Annotated in this window: 15 protein-coding genes and 3 pseudogenes; 17 read left to right on the top strand and 1 reads right to left on the bottom strand. The window is 56.1% G+C overall.

Annotated features, from left to right (window positions below):
• Positions 1–164 precede the first annotated feature (164 nt).
• From dnaE to pyk, 6 genes and pseudogenes are all read left to right on the top strand, one after another.
• Entirely contained in the window at positions 165–3443 is a 3279-nt protein-coding gene (gene dnaE, locus IKE44_RS06385; protein WP_033014456.1) for a DNA polymerase III subunit alpha, read from the top strand.
• A gap of 148 nt (positions 3444–3591) precedes the next feature.
• Positions 3592–4194: a FadR/GntR family transcriptional regulator gene (locus IKE44_RS06380; RefSeq protein ID WP_049624512.1), complete on the top strand. Its 603-nt coding sequence runs from the start codon at positions 3592–3594 to the stop codon at positions 4192–4194.
• A 75-nt stretch (positions 4195–4269) separates the two neighbouring features.
• Positions 4270–5142: an acetyl-CoA carboxylase, carboxyltransferase subunit beta gene (gene accD, locus IKE44_RS06375; RefSeq protein WP_033014454.1), complete on the top strand. Its 873-nt coding sequence runs from the start codon at positions 4270–4272 to the stop codon at positions 5140–5142.
• A complete protein-coding gene (accA, locus tag IKE44_RS06370) occupies positions 5127–6104 on the top strand; it encodes an acetyl-CoA carboxylase carboxyl transferase subunit alpha (protein WP_033014453.1) in 978 nt (325 codons plus the stop codon). Before accD ends, accA begins: the two co-directional genes overlap by 16 nt.
• A 186-nt stretch (positions 6105–6290) precedes the next feature.
• Positions 6291–7249: pseudogene (gene pfkA / locus IKE44_RS06365) on the top strand (6-phosphofructokinase).
• A 26-nt stretch (positions 7250–7275) separates the two neighbouring features.
• A complete protein-coding gene (gene pyk, locus IKE44_RS06360) occupies positions 7276–9039 on the top strand; it encodes a pyruvate kinase (RefSeq protein ID WP_033014443.1) in 1764 nt (587 codons plus the stop codon).
• A gap of 43 nt (positions 9040–9082) precedes the next feature.
• Here pyk and ytvI read toward each other — a convergent pair whose 3' ends face one another.
• A complete protein-coding gene (ytvI, locus tag IKE44_RS06355; protein WP_033014434.1) occupies positions 9083–10201 on the bottom strand; it encodes a sporulation integral membrane protein YtvI in 1119 nt (372 codons plus the stop codon).
• A gap of 93 nt (positions 10202–10294) precedes the next feature.
• Here ytvI and IKE44_RS06350 point away from each other — a divergent pair, with 93 nt between their 5' ends.
• The 11 genes and pseudogenes from IKE44_RS06350 to IKE44_RS06300 all read left to right on the top strand — a co-directional run.
• Positions 10295–10750, top strand: a complete 456-nt coding sequence (locus IKE44_RS06350; RefSeq protein ID WP_044743525.1) for a DUF441 domain-containing protein — start codon at positions 10295–10297, stop codon at positions 10748–10750.
• 282 nt (positions 10751–11032) lie between these two features.
• Positions 11033–12151 (top strand): citrate synthase, encoded by a 1119-nt coding sequence (citZ, locus tag IKE44_RS06345; protein ID WP_049624513.1) that lies wholly within the window; start codon positions 11033–11035, stop codon positions 12149–12151.
• A 73-nt stretch (positions 12152–12224) separates the two neighbouring features.
• Positions 12225–13496, top strand: a complete 1272-nt coding sequence (icd, locus tag IKE44_RS06340) for an NADP-dependent isocitrate dehydrogenase (protein WP_287465354.1) — start codon at positions 12225–12227, stop codon at positions 13494–13496.
• Between the two features lie 261 nt (positions 13497–13757).
• Positions 13758–14696: a malate dehydrogenase gene (gene mdh, locus IKE44_RS06335; protein WP_287465352.1), complete on the top strand. Its 939-nt coding sequence runs from the start codon at positions 13758–13760 to the stop codon at positions 14694–14696.
• Positions 14697–14777: 81 nt separating this feature from the next.
• A pseudogene (locus IKE44_RS06330) lies at positions 14778–15245 on the top strand (MaoC family dehydratase).
• A gap of 168 nt (positions 15246–15413) precedes the next feature.
• Positions 15414–16121, top strand: a complete 708-nt coding sequence (locus tag IKE44_RS06325) for a response regulator transcription factor (RefSeq protein WP_049624516.1) — start codon at positions 15414–15416, stop codon at positions 16119–16121.
• Positions 16114–17865: a two-component system histidine kinase PnpS gene (gene pnpS, locus IKE44_RS06320; protein ID WP_287465350.1), complete on the top strand. Its 1752-nt coding sequence runs from the start codon at positions 16114–16116 to the stop codon at positions 17863–17865. Before IKE44_RS06325 ends, pnpS begins: the two co-directional genes overlap by 8 nt.
• Before the next feature lie 63 nt (positions 17866–17928).
• Positions 17929–20565, top strand: a complete 2637-nt coding sequence (polA, locus tag IKE44_RS06315) for a DNA polymerase I (RefSeq protein WP_287465349.1) — start codon at positions 17929–17931, stop codon at positions 20563–20565.
• Between the two features lie 97 nt (positions 20566–20662).
• Positions 20663–21487 (top strand): DNA-formamidopyrimidine glycosylase, encoded by an 825-nt coding sequence (gene mutM / locus IKE44_RS06310; RefSeq protein ID WP_033014418.1) that lies wholly within the window; start codon positions 20663–20665, stop codon positions 21485–21487.
• Positions 21488–21515: 28 nt separating this feature from the next.
• Positions 21516–22121 carry a dephospho-CoA kinase gene (gene coaE, locus IKE44_RS06305; protein ID WP_049626224.1) on the top strand — a complete coding sequence of 202 codons (606 nt, stop codon included), beginning with the start codon at positions 21516–21518 and terminating at the stop codon, positions 22119–22121.
• Between the two features lie 116 nt (positions 22122–22237).
• Positions 22238–22539: pseudogene (locus IKE44_RS06300) on the top strand (glyceraldehyde 3-phosphate dehydrogenase NAD-binding domain-containing protein); the annotation flags it as partial.
• Positions 22540–22674 lie beyond the last annotated feature (135 nt).

The following is a 22674-nucleotide window of genomic DNA, read 5'->3' as shown; positions in this document are numbered from 1 at the left end:
TGTCACTCCTTTGTTTTGGCTGTTGGGTGTCGTTACCTCAATGATGGCCGAAAACAACGGGGGTGGCAAGCTTTTTTTCTTCCAACCGTTGAAACTCAAGGGAAAACCGTGAGTGTGGAGGATAAACTTTTGACAATACCTGGATGAATAAGGGAGGGCTGTCTATGACGTTTGTGCACTTGCATGTGTCAAGCGGCTATAGTTTGTTTCAAAGCACGGCCACCGTGGAAGCGCTGGCGGCCAAGGCGAAACAGCTCGGCTGCCCCGCCTTGGCGTTGACCGACCGCAACGTGCTGTATGGCGCTCTGCCCTTTTACAAGGAGTGCAAGCGCCATGGCATCCGTCCGATCATCGGCGTGACGGCCGATATTGCTCTCAGCGGGGACGGCGCCTATCCGCTCGTGCTGTTGGCCGCCAATGAGGAAGGGTACCACCATGTAATCGAAATCAGCACGATGATCCAAATGGGAGAAGAAAAGCAGATCGATGAAGACGCCCTCCGCCGGTTGAGCGGTGGAATTGTCGCCATCACCCCGGGGGCTGAAGGGCGGGTCGAGTCGCTGCTGGCCGCCGGGGAATGGCAGCAGGCGAAAGCGGTGCTCGCCCGCTATCAACAGCTGTTTCCTGGCTGTTTGTATGTGGCTGTCCAGCGCGGCGAGCGGACGCGCGCACCGTACGAAGGAGCGTTGCGGCAGTTGGCGGAAGAAGCCGGGGTTCCGGTCGTGGCGACGAATGACGTCCGTTATGTTGAGCGCGGCGACGCCGCAGCGTGGCGCTGCCTGCAGGCGATCAGGCTCGGCGTGCCATTTGCTGACGTCCAAGAGGATGGCGGCCGTTATTTGGCGGCGCCGGATGAGATGGCGCGTCGGTTTGCTGACTTGCCAGAAGCGCTTGAGAACAGCGCGGCGATCGCTGATCGGTGCGAACTGCACATTCCGTTTGGCGGCTGGCGGCTGCCGAAATTTCCGGTGCCTGACGGCGAGACGGCGGACGGGTATTTACGCCGTCTGTGCGAACAAGGGCTCGCCCGCCGTGTGCCGGACGCCGATGAGCGTTACTGGAAGCGTCTGCGGCATGAGCTTGATGTCATTCAGGCAATGCGCTTTAGCGATTATTTTTTGATTGTCGCCGATGTGATTGCCTACGCCCGCCAACGTGGCATTCTCATCGGACCGGGCCGCGGTTCGGCGGCCGGCTCGCTCGTCGCCTATGCTTTGGCTATTACCGATGTCGATCCGATCCAATATGGGCTGTTGTTTGAGCGGTTTTTGAATCCGGAGCGGGTGTCGGTGCCGGATATTGATCTTGATTTTCCCGATGACCGGCGCGAAGAAATGATTCGCTATGCGGCGGACAAATACGGGCGCGACCGCGTCGCGCAAATCATTACGTTTGGGACGTTCGGCGCCAAGTCGGCGCTGCGCGAGACGGCGAAAGCGCTCGGCATTCCCGGGCGCGAGGCGGAGCGGGTTGTGTCGCTTTTGCCGGATAAACAAGGGGTGACGATCCGCCAATGGCGCAGCGAGTCGACCGCGTTCCGCCGCGCCGCCGAAACGGTGCCGGACGGCAAGCAGTGGCTGGATATCGCACAAACGCTCGAAGGGCTGCCGCGCCATACATCGATTCACGCGGCTGGCGTCATCATCAGCCCTGAGCCGCTTGTGCGCCAAGTCCCGTTGCAGCCAAGCCATGGCGAATGGCCGCTCACGCAATACGCCATGGGGTCGCTCGAGGCGCTCGGCCTTCTCAAAATGGATTTTCTCGGCTTGCGCACGTTGACGCTGCTCGGGCAAATGGTGCGTCTCATCGAACGGCAGACAGGAAAGCCGTTTGATGTGCGTCGTGTTCCGCTTGACGACGAAAAAACGTATGCGCTCCTGAGCGCCGGAGAGACAAACGGCATTTTTCAGCTTGAATCAAGCGGAATGAAGCGTTTGCTTGCGGAATTGCGGCCGTCGGAGCTGGAAGACTTGGTCGCTGTCAACGCCTTGTACCGGCCGGGGCCGATGGACATGATTCCTGCTTATATCCGGCGCAAGCGCGGAGACGAGGCGATTTCGTATATCCATCCTGACCTTGAGCCGATTTTGGCGCCGACTTACGGAGTGCTGATCTACCAAGAGCAAATTATGCAAATCGCCGCCCGCATGGCTGGGTTTTCGCTCGGACAAGCGGACGTGCTCCGGCGGGCGGTGGCGAAAAAAGAGAAGGCGCGTCTCGCTGAACAGCGGGAGGCGTTTGTCGCCGGCTGCACGGCGAACGGCTATCCAAAGGAAGTTGCCGAGGAATTGTACCGGCATATCGTCCGCTTCGCCGATTACGGCTTCAACCGGAGCCACGCGGTCAGCTATGCGCTGTTGTCGTATGCGATGGCCTACATTAAAGCTCACTATCCGCTTTGTTTTTACGTGGCCATGCTCTCGGGCGCTTCCGGCGACCGGGAAAAAACGGCTCTTTACGCTAGCGAAGCAGCGCAAAAAGGGATTCCGCTGCTGCCGCCATCCGTCAACCGGAGCGGCTATCGGTTTGCGATCGAAGGCAAGGCGATCCGCACCGGGCTGGCGGCGGTGAAACATGTCGGCACAGCGGCGAGGCTCATCATCGAAGAGCGTCGGGAGCGCGGACCGTTTGCCGATTTTTTCGATTTCGCCATCCGCCTGTTGCCGAAAGGATTGCCGCGCCCGGCGCTTGAGGCGCTCGTTTTGGCCGGCGCGTTTGATGAAATGGACGGGGAGCGGGCTTCGCTTTTAGCGAGCATTGACGTGGCGGTCGAACACGTGCAATTGGTCGGGCCGTACTTGAACACAGGCGGATTGTCGCTGAAGCCGAAATACATGGATGCCCCCCCGCTGCCGCCGGATGAGCGGCGGAAACAGGAAAAAGAGTTGCTCGGGTTTGCCGTCACCCCGCATCCGGCCGCGGTCTGCCGCCCGCTGTTTCAAGCGGCCCGGGCGGTGCCGATTGCCGAAATGCACGGTTCGGCGGCCGTGGTCGGCGGCTATGTGGCCAAACAGCGGAAAACGAGAACGAAACGGGGGGAGGAAATGGCGTTTGTGACAATTAGCGATGAAAGCGGGGAAGTGGAGGCGGTCGCCTTTCCGTCCATTTATGCCCGCGCCTCCGATGAGCTGGCGGAAGGAAACTTTGTGTTGCTTTTTGGAACGGTCGACCGGCGCGCAGGCAGGCGACAGCTCATCATCCGCCGCGCCGGCCTCCTGCCCGTGTCGGCGCTATACATTAACGCGAGCCGGGCCGATGAGGCCAAATTGTCCAAGCTGAAACAGCTGCTTGAGCAGCAGCGCGGCGCTACGCCGGTCTATTTGTATGACGAAGCGAAGCGGACGCTTCTCCGTCTTCCGGAGCAGTACGCCGTCGCGCTCACAGCGCCGCTTGTCGATGGGCTGCTCGCCTTATTCGGCTTCGGGCGCATTGCTGTGAAATAACTCCCCTTTACTATTTCGCTATTTTATTATATCGTATAACCATTAGGTGGTCAGACCAGTGCATCTGGCTGCGGTTGAACGGCATGCCGCCCACGCATGGAGTATGGCATGAATCGAAAAGGAGGGGTCTCCGTTCAACGATGAAAAAGTGTACGCCGAGACGTTGAAGCATATCCATCGTCTCGTTGTCGAGGATGGCCTTGTCCCGGGCGACAAGCTGCCGTCAGAACGCGAGCTGGCCGAGCGGCTCAGCGTCGGCCGCTCGTCGGTGCGCGAGGCGCTGCGGGCGCTTGAGTTTCTCGGCCTGATTGAGACGCGGCGCGGCGAAGGGACCTACTTGTGCGAGGTCGGCGGACATCAGCTGATTGAGTTGCTGGCGATGTTTTTGCTTGAAAATGAACGGGCGAAAGCGGATTTGGCGGAAACGAAATGGCTGATCGAACGGCTGCTGCTCGAGCTCGCTTGCCTCCGCTGCAGTGAAGATGCGCTGGAGAGGCTGGAAAAAACCGTTCGCCAAAAACCGACTGATTTCACGCCGTTTTTTCAGGCGGTTGCTGAGGCGGCTGACAACTACTTGCTCATCCGCATTTGGCGGGCGCTGTCTGGGTTTGCCTCCGCCTGTGCGCCCGACCGGCCGCTTGCCGACTCGTTTTATGACCAGCTGTTAGCAGCATTGAAAAAACGCGATCCGGCTGAAGCCGCTGCTGTCTGGGAGAGGCACCGGCCTTCGCCGTTGTCGAAACAGAACTGACACCGTTTGACAAACAACCGCTTGCATTTTCGATAAAGTAGTAGAGAGGCGAAAACGCAAAGGAGGAGCTCCCTCGTGTGGAAAGATTTATTTGCCAAAAAGAAGAAGTATGCGTCGCTTTCTTCCGAGCAAGTGAGGCATGAGGTGCCGGAAGGCGTGATGACGAAATGCCCGCAATGCAAAAAAATTATGTATACAAAAGAGTTGGTGAAAAATTTGCGCGTTTGCCTAAGCTGCGGCTACCATCATCCGATGCCGGCGCGCGAACGGATCGAGAGCGTGCTGGATGACGGCAGCTTTCGCGAATATGATGCCGATATGATTTCTGTCAACCCGATCGGGTTTCCGGGCTACATAGAAAAACTCGAGGAAGACCGGCGCAAGTCGGGATTGAACGAGGCGGTCGTGACCGGCGAAGGGACGCTTGACGGCCATCCGCTCGTCATCGCGGTCATGGATTCCTCGTTTCGCATGGGCAGCATGGGGTCTGTTGTCGGCGAAAAAATCACCCGTGCAGTCGAACAAGCGCACGATAAAGGTGTGCCGTTTCTCATTTTTACCGCTTCCGGCGGCGCCCGCATGCAAGAAGGAGTGCTAAGCCTAATGCAAATGGCGAAAACGAGCGCCGCGCTCAAACGATTCAGCAACGACGGCGGCTTGTTCATCTCCGTCATGACCCACCCGACAACAGGCGGCGTGTCAGCGAGTTTCGCCTCGCTTGGCGATTACAACTTCGCCGAACCAGGTGCGCTCATCGGCTTTGCCGGCCGCCGCGTCATCGAACAGACGGTGCGCGAAGAGCTGCCGGAAGACTTCCAGACGGCGGAGTTTTTATTAAAGCACGGTCAGTTGGATGCCGTCATTCACCGCCATGAGCTGAAAGAGACGCTGGCGACTGTGCTTCGCATTCACACGGGAGGAGGGGAATCAGGATGGTGGCGGAACTAGAATTCGAAAAGCCGCTTGTTGAGCTGCGCCGCAAAATTCAAGAGCTGAGAGAGTTTATGAAAACGGCCGATGTCGATTTGTCGGCGGAAATCGAGAAACTGGAGGCGCGGCTCGCCAAGATGGAAAACGACGTGTATGCCAATTTGACGCCGTGGGATCGCGTGCAAATCGCCCGCCATCCGCAGCGGCCGACGACGCTTGATTATATTGAGCGGCTGTTTACGAACTTTCTCGAATGCCATGGAGACCGTTGTTTTGGCGACGACGAAGCGATCGTTGGGGGCATTGCCGAATACGACGGGCTGCCGGTGACAGTCATTGGCCACCAGCGTGGCAAAGATACGAAAGAAAATTTGCGCCGCAACTTCGGCATGCCACACCCGGAAGGCTACCGGAAGGCGCTGCGGCTCATGAAGCAGGCAGAAAAGTTTTCGCGGCCGATCATCTGCTTTATCGACACGAAAGGCGCCTATCCGGGCAAATCGGCCGAAGAGCGTGGGCAAAGCGAAGCGATCGCCCGCAACTTGTTTGAAATGGCAGGACTCACCGTGCCGGTCGTCTGCATCGTCATCGGCGAAGGCGGAAGCGGCGGGGCGCTCGCCCTTGGCGTCGGCAATCATATTCATATGCTTGAAAATTCCACGTACTCGGTCATTTCGCCGGAAGGGGCGGCTGCCATTTTATGGAATGATGCATCATTGGCGCAACGGGCGGCGGAAACGATGAAAATTACCGCTCACGACTTAAAAGCGCTCGGCGTCATTGACGAAATCATTCCGGAAGTGAAAGGCGGCGCCCACCGCAACGCTGACGAGCAGGCAAAGGAAATGGACCGCGTGCTGCGCCGGTCGTTGAAAGAGTTGTTGGCGCTTGACGGCGAGGCGCTCGTCCGGCAGCGCTATGAAAAATTTAAACAAATCGGCCAAGTGTCGTTTTTGCAGGAAACGATTCGGGCAAGATAAGGAAAAAGCTGTCTCGACTTTCGGGGCAGCTTTGTTCTGTCCATGAAAAAATTTTGTTCATGTAAACCGTTTCAACAAGGCGTCGCTGTTGTGTTCCGCTCATGTTCATGGTACATTAAAGTTGTTCAAGAGCGACAGATGTATGAGGTCGGACGTGTTGAATTTGATACAAATGAGGTGAAATGAGTGAAACGCATTGGTGTGTTGACAAGCGGCGGCGACTCGCCGGGAATGAATGCGGCCATTCGCTCGGTTGTCCGCAAAGCGATTTACCACGGTGTGGAAGTGTACGGCGTTTATCACGGGTATGCCGGACTGATCGCCGGCAACATTAAAAAGCTGGAAGTCGGCGATGTCGGGGATATTATCCACCGTGGCGGCACGATACTCTATACGGCCCGCTGTCCGGAATTTAAGACGGAAGAAGGTCAGAAAAAAGGGATCGAGCAGCTGAAAAGCACGGCATTGAAGGGCTGGTCGTCATCGGCGGCGACGGTTCGTACCAAGGGGCGAAAAAACTGACCGAGCACGGCTTTCCGTGCGTCGGCGTGCCGGGGACGATTGACAACGACATTCCGGGCACTGATTTTACGATCGGGTTTGACACGGCGCTCAATACGGTCATTGATGCCATCGACAAAATCCGCGACACGGCGACGTCGCACGAGCGGACGTACGTCATCGAAGTGATGGGCCGCCATGCCGGCGACATCGCCTTATGGTCGGGGCTGGCCGGCGGGGCGGAAACGATTTTAATTCCGGAAGCCGATTATGATATGAACGACGTCATCGCCCGCTTAAAGCGCGGCCATGAGCGCGGCAAAAAACATAGCATCATCATCGTGGCGGAAGGAGTTGGAAGCGGCGTCGACTTCGGCCGGCAAATCCAGGAAGCGACCGGCTTTGAGACGCGTGTGACGGTGCTTGGCCACGTGCAGCGCGGCGGGTCGCCCACGGCGTTTGACCGCGTGCTCGCGAGCCGCCTCGGCGCCCGGGCGGTCGAGCTGTTGCTCGAAGGAAAAGGCGGGCGCTGCGTCGGCATCCAAAACAACCAGCTCGTCGACCATGACATCGCGGAGGCGCTAGCCAACAAACATACGATTGATCAGCGGATGTACGCATTGTCGAAAGAATTGTCCATTTAAGTCCCGAGGGGAAAGGAGAAGACAAGATGAAGCGGAAAACGAAAATCGTCTGCACGATCGGGCCGGCAAGCGAGAGCGTAGACAAGCTCGTGCAACTGATGGAAGCGGGAATGAACGTGGCGCGCCTAAACTTTTCGCACGGCGATCATGAAGAGCACGGGCGGCGCATCGCCAATATTCGCGAAGCGGCGAAGCGAACGGGCCGAACGGTCGCCATTTTGCTTGACACGAAAGGGCCGGAAATCCGGACGCACAATATGGAAAACGGCGCCATTGAGCTGAAGGAAGGGTCAAAGCTCGTCATTTCGATGAGCGAAGTGCTCGGCACGCCGGAAAAAATTTCGGTCACCTATCCCAGCTTAATCGATGATGTGTCCGTCGGCGCGAAAATTTTGCTTGATGACGGGCTCATCAGCCTGGAAGTCAACGCGGTCGACAAGCAAGCGGGAGAAATCGTCACGACCGTGTTAAACGGCGGCGTGCTGAAAAACAAAAAAGGAGTCAATGTGCCGGGTGTCAAAGTCAACTTGCCAGGCATCACCGAGAAAGATCGGGCTGACATTTTGTTTGGCATTCGCCAAGGGATCGATTTCATCGCCGCCTCGTTTGTGCGCCGGGCGTCCGATGTGCTGGAGATCCGCGAGCTGCTTGAGGCGCATGACGCCCTCCATATCCAAATTATCGCCAAAATTGAAAATGAAGAAGGCGTCGCCAACATTGACGAAATTTTAGAAGCCGCCGACGGCCTGATGGTGGCGCGCGGCGATTTGGGCGTGGAAATTCCGGCTGAGGAAGTGCCGCTCATTCAAAAACTGCTCATTAAAAAGTGCAACATGCTCGGCAAGCCGGTCATTACGGCGACGCAAATGCTCGATTCGATGCAGCGCAATCCGCGTCCGACGCGGGCGGAGGCGAGCGACGTCGCCAACGCCATTTTTGACGGCACCGACGCCGTCATGCTTTCCGGGGAAACGGCGGCCGGCCAGTATCCGGTCGAAGCGGTGAAAACGATGCACCAAATCGCGCTCCGCACCGAACAGGCGCTTGAGCACCGCGACATTTTGTCCCAACGCACAAAAGAAAGCCAAACGACGATCACCGACGCCATCGGGCAGTCGGTCGCCCACACCGCGCTCAACTTGGATGTGGCGGCGATCGTGACGCCGACCGTGAGCGGAAAAACGCCGCAAATGGTGGCGAAGTATCGCCCGAAAGCGCCGATTATTGCCGTGACGTCAAATGAAGCGGTATCGCGCCGGCTGGCGCTTGTGTGGGGCGTGTATACGAAAGAAGCGCCGCATGTGAACACGACGGACGAAATGCTCGATGTCGCCGTCGATGCGGCGGTGCGCTCCGGGTTGGTGAAGCACGGTGACTTGGTCGTCATCACGGCTGGCGTGCCGGTCGGCGAAACGGGTTCGACGAACTTAATGAAGGTGCACGTTATCAGCGATCTTCTCGCCAAAGGGCAAGGCATCGGCCGCAAGTCGGCGTTCGGCAAGGCCGTTGTAGCGAAAACAGCGGAAGAAGCGCGGCAAAAAATGGTCGACGGCGGCATTTTAGTCACTGTCAGCACCGATGCCGACATGATGCCGGCGATCGAAAAAGCGGCAGCCATCATTACTGAAGAGGGCGGGTTGACCAGCCATGCGGCGGTCGTCGGTTTGAGCCTTGGGATTCCAGTGATTGTCGGAGTGGAAAACGCAACAACCTTGTTTAAAGATGGGCAGGAGATTACGGTGGACGGCGGGTTCGGTGCCGTCTATCGCGGCCATGCCAGCGTGTTGTAACGCGGACTGAAACAGCCTTGGCCAGTGGAGCCAAGGCTGTTTTTTACAAAGTCGGCCTGCCGACGATAAAGCGCCAAATGTCGCGGAAGACGTTGGCGCTGTGGAGCGCGCGGATGATGACGAGCGCGACCGGACCGGCGATGAGGCCGAGGAAGCCGAGCAGCTTGAAGCCGACAAACAAGGCGATGAGCGTCGCGAGCGGGTCGAGCCCGATCGAGGAGGAGAGCACTTTCGGCTCCATAATTTGCCGTTGGACGAGAACGACGATATACAAAACGCCGAGCCCGATCGCAAACGGGATGTCGCCGCTGATGGCGGCGTAAATGATCCAAGGCACGAAGACGATGCCGGTCCCGAGGTAGGGCAAAATATCGACAAAGCCGATGATCAACGCGATCGTAATCGCGTAATCGACGCGCAAAATGAGCAAGCCGATCAACACGATGACCGTCGTAATCGAAATGAGCGTCGCTTGCGCTTTAATAAAGCCAAACAACGCCCGCTTCAAATCCAAAAACACCGTTTTCCCGCTCGTGCGGGCTTTCGCCGGCAGCCAACGCTGCGCCATCCGCATTAAGCGGTGCCAGTCTTTGCTGATGAAAAAGGTCGCCAACAGTGAAAAAATAAATACGGTCGCCGCGTTTGGCAGCCAGGCGATGAGCTGGGGAATGTTTTGCAGCACGCGCTGAATGAATTCGCCGACCGTCGTCGCGATTTGCGTTCCGACCGCCTGAATGTTTTGCATGATCGTATCTTGTTGATCGGCGTTCAAGCTTTTAAACAAGACGGCCAAGTCTTGGTAAAGCGGGATAAGCTGATTGGCGGCAAACGATTCGATGTACGCGACGAGCGCCTGGAATTTTTCCGGCACCACATTGGCCAAATATTGCGTTCCCGAAACGATCTCAGCGATCAACAGCGTCACCAGCCCGGCGACAGCGGCGAACAAGACGATGAGCGTGGCGCTGACCGCGAGCCAGCGCGGCATTTTCACCTTTCGTTCCAACAAGTCGACGACCGGGTTGATGAGAAAGGCGATGAAAAAGGCAATGATAAACGGGTACGTCAATGTTGCGGCATAGTAGGCGGCGGCAGCGCCGAACGCAACGATCGCGATGACGATGAGAAAACGCAAAAAGCGGTCAACATATATTCGGGACAATGTTTCACCCCCACTCGTTTTCCATACTGATATATTACATGTTTCTTTACGAAGAAGCAAAAAGACAAGCTTCAGAGGAAAGGGTGAACAATCATGAACGAACCCGTCTTGTTTTTGCTCGGGCTGCTTTTGGTCGGCCTATTGGCGAAAAACAAATCATTTATTGCCGCGATTGTCGTGCTGCTTGCCATTAAACTCGCCGGCCTCGATCAGCGGCTGCTCCCGTTGATCCATGCCAAAGGCCTCAACTGGGGCATTACGCTCATTACGATCGCCGTGCTGGCGCCCATTGCCTCCGGGGAGATCGGCCTTAAGCAGCTTGCCGGCTCGCTGCAATCGTTGGCGGCCTGGGTGGCGCTTTTATCCGGCATTCTTGTTGCGTTGATCGCGAAAGGGGGCGTGACGCTTTTGGCGAATGACCCACATATCACCGCGGCGCTTGTGTTTGGCACGGTCATTGCGGTGTCGCTGTTTCACGGGGTGGCGGTCGGCCCGTTGATCGGCGCGGGGATTGCCTATATGGTCATAAAAATGGTAGAATATTTTTGAACTGGGGACGGGGAACGTTATTCTTATGTAATGTCTTTTGCCAGGACGATACATTTCCGTTCACAAAAGTCTGATAATTGTTTATAATATTTATAATAGTAGGCGTAAGCTAGTTTTCGGGTCAAACGGAGCCCCCCTCGCCACAGCGCGGCGGCATCCGCACGGTGATGTAAGCACTTTCGATAGCGTGCGCTTGTTTTTTGCGCCTGTTTCGAGCAAGCGCTCACCGGCCGTAAAGCGGCAAGCAGGAACGAGGAACTATAAAGAAAAGGGGAGATTGGCATGACGGTAACTCGCGGTTTGGAAGGAGTTGTAGCGACAACCTCTAGCATCAGCTCAATCATCGACGATACATTAACGTATGTCGGCTATGACATCGACGATTTGGCTGAAAACGCTTCCTTTGAAGAAGTCATTTATTTGCTTTGGCACCGCGAGCTGCCCACGAAAGAACAGCTCGAGGAGCTGAAACAGCAATTGGCGGAAAATGCCGACATCCCGCGTGAGATCATCGAACACTTCAAGCTCTATCCGATTGAGAACGTGCATCCGATGGCCGCGCTGCGCACTGCCGTCTCGCTTCTTGGCCTGTACGACGAAGAAGCGGACGTGATGACGAAAGAAGCGAACTACCGGAAAGCGATCCGCCTGCAGGCGAAAATTCCGACGATTGTCACTGCCTTCGCCCGCGTGCGCAAAGGGTTGGAACCAGTTGCGCCGCGCAAAGATTTGAGCTTTGCCGCCAATTTCTTGTATATGCTGACCGGCAAAGAACCAGACGACATCGCCACGGAAGCGTTCAACAAGACGCTCGTGCTGCACGCCGACCATGAGTTGAACGCGTCGACGTTTACGGCGCGCGTCTGCGTAGCCACGCTGTCCGATATTTATTCCGGCATCACGGCGGCGATCGGCGCGTTGAAAGGACCGCTTCACGGCGGGGCGAACGAAGCGGTGATGAAAATGTTGACGGAAATCGGCACGGTCGACAACGTCGAGCCGTACATCCGCACGAAGCTCGCCAACAAAGAAAAAATTATGGGCTTCGGCCATCGCGTCTATCGGAAAGGCGACCCGCGCGCCAAGCACTTGAAGAAAATGTCGGAAAAACTGACGAAGATCGTCGGCGAACCGCACTGGTACGAAATGTCGGCGAAAATCGAGGAAATTGTCACGTCGGAAAAAGCGTTGCCGCCGAACGTTGACTTTTATTCCGCTTCGATTTACCATTGTTTAGGAATCGATCATGATTTGTTTACGCCGATTTTTGCCGTGAGCCGGACATCGGGATGGTTGGCCCATATTTTGGAACAATATGACAACAACCGTCTCATCCGTCCGCGCGCCGAGTACACCGGCCCGGGCAAGCGGGCGTACGTGCCGATCGACGAGCGCGGCTGAAATAAGTGGACAAGGCGTTGAAGGTGAGCCTTCACGCCTTTTCAATAAAAAACTGGCATTGGGGGTTTTACTCGTGACGCAAGGGGAAAAAATTACTGTCACCAATGGTGTGCTCAATGTTCCAAACAATCCGATCATTCCGTTCATTGAAGGAGACGGAACCGGCCCGGACATTTGGGCGGCCGCTTCGCGCGTGCTGGAAGCAGCGGTGGAAAAAGCGTACAAGGGCGAGAAAAAAATCGTTTGGAAGGAAGTGCTCGCCGGCGAAAAAGCGTACAAGCTGACGGGCAGCTGGCTTCCAGATGAAACGCTTGAGACGATCCGCGAATACATAATCGCCATTAAAGGGCCGTTGACGACGCCGGTCGGCGGCGGCATCCGTTCGCTCAACGTCGCGCTCCGCCAAGAGCTCGACCTGTTTGTCTGCCTGCGTCCGGTCCGCTACTTTCCTGGCGTTCCGTCGCCGGTCAAACGTCCGGAAGACACCGATATGGTCATTTTCCGCGAGAACACGGAAGACATTTACGCCGGCATTGAATACGCCAAAGGAACGCCGGAAGTGAAAAAAGTGATCGACTTCTTGCAAAACGAAATGGGCGTGCGCAAAATCCGTTTCCCGGAAACGTCCGGCATCGGCATTAAGCCGATTTCCGAACAAGGGACGAAACGGCTTGTGCGCGCGGCGATCAACTATGCGATCGAACAAGGCCGCAAGTCGGTGACGCTCGTTCATAAAGGGAACATTATGAAGTTCACGGAAGGCGCGTTTAAAAACTGGGGCTATGAGCTTGCCGAACAAGAATTCGGCGATAAAGTGTTCACGTGGGCGCAATACGATCGGATCGTCGAAGCCGAGGGCAAAGAGGCGGCGAACAAAGCGATGGCGGAAGCGGAAGCAGCCGGCAAAATCATCGTCAAAGACGTTATCGCCGACATCTTCCTGCAGCAAATTTTGACGCGTCCGCGCGAATTTGACGTCATTGCGACGATGAACTTAAACGGCGACTACATTTCCGATGCGCTCGCAGCCCAAGTCGGCGGCATCGGCATCGCGCCGGGGGCGAACATCAACTATGAAACCGGCCACGCCATTTTCGAGGCGACGCACGGCACGGCGCCGAAATACGCCGGTCTTGACAAAGTCAATCCGTCGTCCGTCATTTTGTCCGGCGTCATGATGTTTGAGCATCTCGGCTGGAACGAAGCGGCGAAGCTCATCATCCAGGCGATGGAAAAAACGATTGCCGCCAAAATCGTCACGTACGACTTTGCCCGCCTGATGGAAGGGGCAACCGAAGTGAAATGTTCGGAATTTGCCGATGCGCTCATCCGCAATATGGACTAATTTAACTTCCCTCCGAAAGAAGTCTCCTACTTCTAAACGTGAAGGTGCGCCAGCACCAGTGAAAGTGGGAGATGAATTTCGGTTGGCGTTAGCCAACGAATAGGATAGAATATGGCGAACGGACACCTTCGGAACGAAGGGAAGCGTAAAGGGTTCTTGTGTGTGGCTTACCGTTCAGCGAACACACACAAGTCGCTTGAAGCCCCCACCTCTAAGCGAAGCGTAGGTGGTGGGTAGTTCACTGAAAGGGTTGGCAAAACGATGGCGATGAAACGGAAGAAGATCTCGGTGATCGGCGCCGGATTCACGGGGGCGACGACAGCGTTCCTGCTGGCGCAAAAAGAGCTTGGCGACATCGTATTGGTCGATATTCCGCAGTTGGAAAATCCGACGAAAGGGAAGGCGCTTGACATGCTCGAGTCGAGCCCGGTGCTCGGCTTTGACGCCAACATTATCGGTACGTCGGATTATGCCGACACGGCCGATTCCGACATCGTCGTCATTACGGCCGGCATCGCCCGCAAACCGGGGATGAGCCGCGACGACTTGGTGACGACGAACCAAAAAATTATGAAACAAGTGACGAAAGAAGTCGTCAAATACTCACCAAACTGCTACATCATCGTCCTGACGAACCCGGTCGATGCGATGACGTACACGGTCTTCAAAGAGTCCGGCTTTCCGAAAAACCGCGTCATCGGTCAGTCGGGGGTGTTGGACACGGCGCGCGTCCGCACGTTCGTCGCCCAAGAGCTGAACATTTCGGTGAAAGATGTCACCGGCTTCGTGCTGGGCGGCCATGGCGATGACATGGTGCCGCTCGTCCGCTACTCGTACGCCGGCGGCATTCCGCTCGAGAAGCTCATTCCGAAAGCCCGTTTGGACGCCATCGTTGAGCGGACGCGCAAAGGCGGCGGCGAGATCGTCAACTTGCTCGGCAACGGCAGCGCCTACTACGCGCCGGCCGCCTCGCTCGTCGAAATGGTCGAAGCGATTTTGAAAGACCAGCGCCGCATTTTGCCGGCGATCGCCTACCTTGAGGGCGAGTACGGCTATGAAGGGATTTACCTGGGAGTGCCGACGATCTTGGGCGGCAACGGCATCGAGAAAGTGATCGAGCTCGAGCTGACCGAAGATGAAAAAGCGGCGCTGGCCAAATCGGTCGAATCGGTCAAAAACGTCATGCGCGTGTTGGAATAACGAAAAGGCGAAAATTCGGGCGCTGTCCCGAATTTTTGCCCGTGATTAATGAAAGCGCTTTCTGATAGGAGGGGTGGGAACGTGTTGAAAAAACGGAAACCCGGGAGAACGATCAGGGAGATTCAGGTTGGAGAAAAAAATTGTCTTTCAGGCGTCCATTGAGGACAAAGACTTGCTTCTTTACCTTGGACTGACCGATGATGCCAACCCGCTTTACATCCAACATGACTACGCTTTGCAGACGCCGCTCGGCCAGCCGGTTGTGCGCCGATTATGCTGACGGGGATGATTACGTCGGCGGTCTCCAAATATTTGCCCGGTCCGGGAAGCTACATCACCCGGCAGGACATCCGCTTTCTCCGCCCGGTTTACCATTATGAGACGCTCGAATTTTTGCTCGAAGTGACCGGGGTGGATGAGGAAGGCCATTGCGTCACCTTGGCCGTGACCGCGACGCGCGGGACAGAGACGGTGCTGGATGGAACGTTGTCCGTCTGTCCGCCGCACGCCTTGCCGCGCTTTGATGGCCGGGTTTTAGAAAATTTTTGACCGGAATCGTGTTTCGCCGGCGGCCAAAAGCCGGCGACAACGTGCGAGAGACTGTTCCTTGCGGGGCTGCTTGCCCGCCGGGGGAGCAGTCTCTTTATTTTTTTCGTGACAAATCGCGAGTTATGGTATCATAAGGGCAGAAACTATCGGATGAAACGGAGGAGCGGCATGGAAAAAAAAATTTTAGTCGTTGATGACGAACAGCCGATCGTGACATTGTTGGCGTACAACTTGGAGAAAGCCGGCTTTCAAGTTGTGGCTGCCTATGACGGCGAAGAAGCGCTCGCCAAAGTGGCGTCCGAACAGCCGGCGCTCATCATTTTGGACTTGATGCTGCCGAAGCTTGACGGTGTCGAAGTGTGCAAGCGGCTCCGTCAGCAGCAAATCATGACGCCGATTTTAATGCTGACGGCCCGCGATGACGAGTTTGACAAAGTGCTTGGCCTCGAGCTTGGCGCCGACGATTATATGACCAAGCCGTTCAGCCCGCGGGAAGTCGTTGCGCGGGTGAAGGCGATCTTGCGCCGTACGGAGATTGCACAGCCGGCAGCGGAGGAGGGCGAGCGGCTTTCTGTCGGCCGGCTCGAGATTTTTCCAGAGCGATATGAGGCGGCGATCAGCGGCAAGCCGCTCGAGCTGACGCCGAAAGAATTTGAGCTGCTCCTGTATTTGGCGCGGCATAAAGGACGGGTACTGACGCGCGACCAGCTGCTCAGCGCGGTATGGAACTATGATTTTGCCGGCGATACGCGCATTGTCGATGTCCATATCAGCCATTTGCGCGAGAAAATCGAAGAGGACACGAAAAAACCGGCATACATCAAAACGGTGCGCGGCCTCGGCTACAAACTGGAGGAGCCCAAGCAGCATGGATAGCTTGCGCAACCGGCTGTTGTTTTGGCTCATCACGCTCATCGTCACGGTTTTGATCGCCCTCGGTTTGCTGCTTGGACAACTGCTCAAACAGTTTTACGCCGAGACGATGAACAAGCGGATGGAAAAAGAGGCGAAAGCGCTCGCCATTTTGCTTGAAAACGAGTCGCTTGAGCAAATTCGCATCGACTTGCACGACATGGGGAACGAGCTGTCATCGCGCATCACGGTGCTTGACCGAAATGAACAAGTGCTCTTTGACAGTGGGCGCATCGCGGCGATCAGCGATGAAGACCATGAGCGCATCATCCGCACCATTTTGCGCAAACAGCAGTTTCCGCGCTTCTCGGTTATTGAAAAAGCGAATGATGTATACTATTACATCGCTCCATACGGACGCGGCTCGGAGCGGGACGGCTATGTCGTGTTAAGCACGCCGACGAGCTCGCTGAAAAAAGTGAACCAGCAAATTTGGGGCGTGCTCACGAGCAGCCTCGGCATGGCGCTTGTTGTCATAATCGCCCTTGTCTTTAAAATCACCAACCAATATATGCGGCCGATTGAAGCAGCGACGAAGGCGGCGTTTGAACTCGAAAAAGGCAACTATGCCGCCCGTGTGCCTGATGGCGAATATAAAGAAGCCGGCATGCTCGTCCGCTCGATCAACCGCCTCGCCCGCAACTTGCAGGAGATGAGCCGGGCGCGAGAAATCCCAACCGAACGGCTTCATACGCTCATTGAAAACGTCGGCAGCGCGTTGTTGTTTATTGACCATCGCGGGCATGTTCATTTGCTCAACCGCACGTTCCAAACCTATTTTCATCTTGAGCCATCCGCCTGCTTGTACCGTCCATATGCCGATGTGCTACCATACCGCGACGTTGTCCGGCTTATTGACGACATTTTTATTACAGAAACGCCTATCCGCCGGCAAATGCGATTGACGGTCGGCATTGAGCGGAAGCATTTCGACGTGTACGGCGCCCCGATTATCGGCACGAACGCCGAATGGAAAGGGATCGTCGTCGTGTTCCACGACATTACCGAGCTCAAGCGGCTCGAGCAAATCCGCAAAGACTTTGTCGCCAACGTGTCGCACGAGTTGAAAACGCCGGTGACGTCGATCCGCGGATTCGCTGAGACGCTGCTTGACGGGGCGATGAAAGACGAAGCGGCGCTTGAGCATTTTTTGACCATCATTTTAAAGGAAAGCGAGCGGCTGCAGACGCTCGTTGAGGAGCTGCTTGATCTGTCAAAAATTGAGCAGCAAGGGTTTCGGTTGAACATGGAGGACGTCGACGTCGCCCAAGTGATGGTGGAGGCGGTGGCCGTGTTTCGCAAGCAGGCAGCGGAAAAAGGAATCGACTTGCGCGCCGAGGCTCCGCCCGGGTTGACGATCCGCGGCGACAGGAACCGGCTGAAGCAAATTTTGCTCAATTTGCTCGCCAATGCGTTGGCGTACACGCCGGAACGGGGGAACGTCGCCGTTTGGGCGGAAGAAACAGATGGAGAAGTGCTCATCCATGTGAAAGATACCGGCATCGGCATTGAAGAACACGAAATCCTGCGCATTTTCGAACGCTTTTACCGCGTCGACAAGGCGCGCAGCCGCAACTCAGGAGGGACGGGGCTGGGCCTTTCGATCGTCAAGCACTTGGTCGAGGCGCATCGCGGCTACATTACGGTGGCGAGCGAAGTCGGGCGCGGCACCGAGTTTACGATTCATTTCCCGAAGCCGGAGCGGTAGCCGGCTTCTTTTTATGGCCGCCCGCCGGCGTGGTACAATAGAACAAGGAACGTCCGAGGAGGGATGATGTTGAAAAACAAGCTCGTCTTAATTGACGGCAACAGCGTGGCGTACCGCGCCTTTTTCGCGTTGCCGCTTTTGCATAACGATAAAGGGATTCATACGAACGCAGTCTACGGGTTTACGATGATGTTAAACAAAATTTTGGCGGAAGAGCAGCCGACCCACATTCTCGTGGCGTTTGACGCCGGGAAAACGACGTTCCGCCATGAAACGTTCCAAGACTATAAAGGCGGGCGGCAGCAGACGCCGCCGGAACTGTCGGAACAGTTTCCGCTGCTGCGCGAATTGCTCAAGGCGTACCGCATCCCCGCCTATGAGCTCGACCATTACGAAGCGGACGATATTATCGGAACGATGGCGGCGCGGGCTGAGCGAGAAGGGTTTGCAGTGAAAGTCATTTCCGGCGACCGCGATTTAACCCAGCTTGCTTCCCCGCAAGTGACGGTGGAGATTACGAAAAAAGGGATTACCGACATCGAGTCGTACACGCCGGAGACGGTCGCGGAAAAATACGGCCTCACCCCGGAGCAAATTGTCGACTTGAAAGGATTGATGGGCGACAAATCCGACAACATCCCTGGCGTGCCCGGCATCGGGGAAAAAACAGCCGTCAAGCTGCTCAAGCAATTCGGCACGGTCGAAAACGTACTGGCATCGATCGATGAGATCAAAGGGGAGAAGCTGAAAGAAAATTTGCGCCAATACCGGGATTTGGCGCTTTTAAGCAAACAGCTGGCCGCTATTTGCCGCGACGCCCCGGTTGAGCTGACGCTCGATGACATTGTCTACAAAGGAGAAGACCGGGAAAAAGTGGTCGCCTTGTTTCAGGAGCTCGGATTCCAGTCGTTTCTCGACAAGATGGCCGTCCAAACGGATGAAGGCGAAAAGCCGCTCGCCGGGATGGATTTTGCGATCGCCGACAGCGTCACGGACGAAATGCTCGCCGACAAAGCGGCCCTCGTCGTGGAGGTGGTGGGCGACAACTATCACCATGCCCCGATTGTCGGGATCGCCTTGGCCAACGAACGCGGGCGGTTTTTCCTGCGCCCGGAGACGGCGCTCGCCGATCCGAAATTTCTCGCTTGGCTTGGCGATGAGACGAAGAAAAAAACGATGTTTGATTCAAAGCGGGCGGCCGTCGCGTTAAAATGGAAAGGAATCGAACTGCGCGGCGTCGTGTTCGATCTGTTGCTGGCCGCTTACTTGCTCGATCCGGCGCAGGCGGCGGGCGACGTTGCCGCGGTGGCGAAAATGCATCAGTACGAGGCGGTGCGATCGGATGAGGCGGTCTATGGAAAAGGAGCGAAGCGGACGGTTCCTGATGAACCGATGCTTGCCGAGCATCTCGCCCGCAAGGCGGCGGCCATTTGGGCGCTTGAAGAGCCGTTGATGGACGAACTGCGCCGCAACGAACAAGATCGGCTGCTGACCGAGCTCGAACAGCCGCTGGCTGGCATTTTGGCCAATATGGAATTTACTGGAGTGAAAGTGGACACGAAGCGGCTTGAACAGATGGGGGCGGAGCTCACCGAGCAGCTGCAGGCGGTCGAGCGGTGCATTTACGAACTCGCCGGCCAAGAGTTCAACATTAACTCGCCGAAACAGCTCGGGACGGTTTTATTTGACAAGCTGCAGCTCCCGGTGTTGAAAAAGACAAAAACCGGCTATTCGACTTCAGCCGATGTGCTTGAGAAGCTTGCACCGCACCATGAAATCGTCGAACATATTTTGCATTACCGCCAACTCGGCAAGCTGCAGTCAACGTATATTGAAGGGCTGCTGAAAGTGGTGCACCCCGTGACGGGCAAAGTGCACACGATGTTCAATCAGGCGTTGACGCAAACCGGGCGCCTCAGCTCCGTCGAACCGAATTTGCAAAACATTCCGATTCGGCTTGAGGAAGGGCGGAAAATCCGCCAGGCGTTCGTGCCGTCGGAGCCGGACTGGCTCATCTTTGCGGCCGACTATTCGCAAATTGAGCTGCGCGTCCTCGCCCATATCGCGGAAGATGACAATTTGATTGAAGCGTTCCGGCGCGGGTTGGACATCCATACGAAAACAGCCATGGACATTTTCCATGTGAGCGAAGAAGACGTGACAGCCAACATGCGCCGCCAAGCGAAGGCCGTCAATTTTGGCATCGTGTACGGCATTAGTGATTACGGTCTGGCGCAAAACTTGAACATTACGCGCAAAGAAGCGGCTGAATTTATTGAGCGATATTTTGCTAGTTTTCCAGGTGTAAAGCAATATATGGACAACATTGTGCAAGAAGCGAAACAAAAAGGGTATGTGACGACGCTGCTGCATCGGCGCCGCTATTTGCCCGATATTACAAGCCGCAACTTCAACGTCCGCAGCTTCGCCGAGCGGACGGCGATGAACACACCGATCCAAGGGAGTGCCGCTGATATTATTAAAAAAGCGATGATCGATCTAAGCGTGAGGCTGCGCGAAGAACGGCTGCAGGCGCGCCTGTTGCTGCAAGTGCATGACGAACTCATTTTGGAGGCGCCGAAAGAGGAAATCGAGCGGCTGTGCCGCCTCGTTCCAGAGGTGATGGAGCAAGCCGTCGCACTCCGCGTGCCGCTGAAAGTCGATTACCATTACGGTCCGACGTGGTACGACGCCAAATAAAAGCGGCCTGCCCGCCAGCTGCTCGGTTTTTCACGGGGCCGCGCAATGAGCTGTTGCTTTAAAACAGGTGCACGAACAGGAAAAGGAGGGAGGCGCCATGCCGGAACTGCCGGAAGTGGAAACGATCCGCCGCACGCTGTTGCCGCTTGTCGCTGGCAAAACGATTGAAGAGGTGCGGGTGTTTTGGCCGAATATCATTCGTCATCCGCAAGACCCGGCGGCGTTTGCTGCCAGGCTGGCCGGGCAGACGGTGCGCGGCATCGATCGGCGCGGGAAATTTTTGAAATTTTTGCTTGACCGGGATATGCTCATCTCCCATTTGCGCATGGAGGGGCGCTACGCGGTCGCCCAGTCCGATGAGCCGCTTGAACCGCATACGCACATTGTGTTTCGTTTTACAGACGGCAGTGAGCTTCGTTATCGCGATGTACGCAAATTCGGAACCATGCACGTGTACGCGAAAGAGGAAGCAGACTGCCGGCCGCCGCTCGCTCAATTAGGGCCGGAACCGCTGTCCCCAGCGTTTTCTCCGGCGGTGTTGGCCGCAAAAGCGGCGAAAACAAAGCGGACGGTGAAAGCGTTGTTGCTTGATCAAACGGTCGTGGCCGGGTTTGGCAACATTTATGTCGACGAAGCGCTGTTTCGCGCCGGCATTCTCCCTGGACGGCCGGCTGCTTCGCTGACGGATGAAGAACTTGCACGGTTGCACGAAGAAATGGTAGCGACGATCGGCGAGGCGGTCATGAAAGGGGGAAGCACGGTGCGCACGTATGTGAATACGCAAGGAGAAGCCGGAATGTTCCAGCATCACCTGTTCGTATACGGCCGCAAAGGGGAGCCGTGCAAACGGTGCGGCACCCCGATTGAGAAAATGGTTGTCGCCGGCCGCGGCACGCATTATTGCCCGCGTTGCCAACGCTAGGCAGCAGACAACAAAGGAGGGGTGCCGAATGGCATTCACGATCGGATTAACCGGTGGAATTGCGAGCGGCAAAAGTACGGTCAGCGCGATGATGCGCGAGCTCGGCCTTCCGGTCATCGATGCGGATGAGGCGGCGCGCGCCGTCGTCCGCCCGGGGGAGGAGGCGTACCGGCAAATCGTCGCTGCATTCGGTCCGGGCATTTTGCGGGCGGACGGCGAAATCGACCGAGCCAAACTCGGGGCGATCGTCTTTAACGACAAACAACAGCGGAAAGTGCTCAACGCCATCGTTCACCCAGCGGTGCGGAAAAAAATGCTGGCTGAAAAAGAAGCGCACATCCGCTCCGGAGCGAAGACCGTCGTCCTAGATATTCCGCTGTTATTTGAAAGCGGGCTGACTCATTGGGTGGATAAAGTGCTTGTTGTGTACGTCGACGATGACGTTCAGCTCCGCCGGCTCATGGCGCGCAACGGTTTCACCGAAGAGGAAGCGCTCGCCCGCATCCGCTCCCAGTGGCCGATGGCGGAAAAAGTGAAACGGGCCGATGCGGTGATTGACAACAACGGGACGATCGAAGAGACACGCCGGCAGTTGCTGGCCATTTTGCATCAATGGGACGCCTTGGGAAAATAGGCGTCTTTTTTGCTGCGTTTTATTGATTTTGCTCTCCGTATTTCACAAAAATATGATATACTATTTATGTGGATTAAAATAAATAGTATAACATATATGAGAAGGGAACAAGGTGAATGAAGGCGAAAGTGGCGATTAACGGATTCGGACGAATTGGACGGATGGTATTCCGGAGAGCCATCAATCCTCCCGACCTTGAAATTGTGGCGGTGAATGCTAGCTATCCGCCGGAAACGTTAGCCCATTTGGTGAAATACGACTCCAACCACGGCAAATTCGACGGCGATGTCGCCGCTTTGGAAGACGGATTGCTTGTCAACGGCAAAAAGGTGGAATTGCTGAACTCGCGCGACCGCAACAATTGCCGTGGAAAGAGCTTGATATTGATATTGTGATTGAAGCGACCGGCAAATTTAACTTCCCTCCGAAAGAAGTCTCCTACTTCTAAACGTGAAGGTGCGCCAGCACCAGTGAAAGTGGGAGATGAATTTCGGTTGGCGTTAGCCAACGAATATGATAGAATATGGCTAGAACGGACACCTTCGGAACGAAG

The organism is Geobacillus sp., from assembly GCF_017515625.1.
Classification (GTDB): Bacteria; Bacillota; Bacilli; order Bacillales; family Anoxybacillaceae; genus Geobacillus; species Geobacillus stearothermophilus.
Note: the sequence above shows the minus strand (reverse complement) of the source record. Positions and strands in the feature narration are given on the sequence as shown.

What these genes read in the sequence shown, in the direction of transcription:
- dnaE (WP_033014456.1), top strand. Translation starts at nt 165, where the DNA reads ATGACGTTTGTGCACTTGCATGTGTCAAGCGGCTATAGTTTGTTTCAA.
- accA (WP_033014453.1), top strand. Translation starts at nt 5,127, where the DNA reads ATGGTGGCGGAACTAGAATTCGAAAAGCCGCTTGTTGAGCTGCGCCGC.
- pyk (WP_033014443.1), top strand. Translation starts at nt 7,276, where the DNA reads ATGAAGCGGAAAACGAAAATCGTCTGCACGATCGGGCCGGCAAGCGAG.
- IKE44_RS06350 (WP_044743525.1), top strand. Translation starts at nt 10,295, where the DNA reads ATGAACGAACCCGTCTTGTTTTTGCTCGGGCTGCTTTTGGTCGGCCTA.
- citZ (WP_049624513.1), top strand. Translation starts at nt 11,033, where the DNA reads ATGACGGTAACTCGCGGTTTGGAAGGAGTTGTAGCGACAACCTCTAGC.
- mdh (WP_287465352.1), top strand. Translation starts at nt 13,758, where the DNA reads ATGGCGATGAAACGGAAGAAGATCTCGGTGATCGGCGCCGGATTCACG.
- IKE44_RS06325 (WP_049624516.1), top strand. Translation starts at nt 15,414, where the DNA reads ATGGAAAAAAAAATTTTAGTCGTTGATGACGAACAGCCGATCGTGACA.
- pnpS (WP_287465350.1), top strand. Translation starts at nt 16,114, where the DNA reads ATGGATAGCTTGCGCAACCGGCTGTTGTTTTGGCTCATCACGCTCATC.
- polA (WP_287465349.1), top strand. Translation starts at nt 17,929, where the DNA reads ATGATGTTGAAAAACAAGCTCGTCTTAATTGACGGCAACAGCGTGGCG.
- mutM (WP_033014418.1), top strand. Translation starts at nt 20,663, where the DNA reads ATGCCGGAACTGCCGGAAGTGGAAACGATCCGCCGCACGCTGTTGCCG.
- coaE (WP_049626224.1), top strand. Translation starts at nt 21,516, where the DNA reads ATGGCATTCACGATCGGATTAACCGGTGGAATTGCGAGCGGCAAAAGT.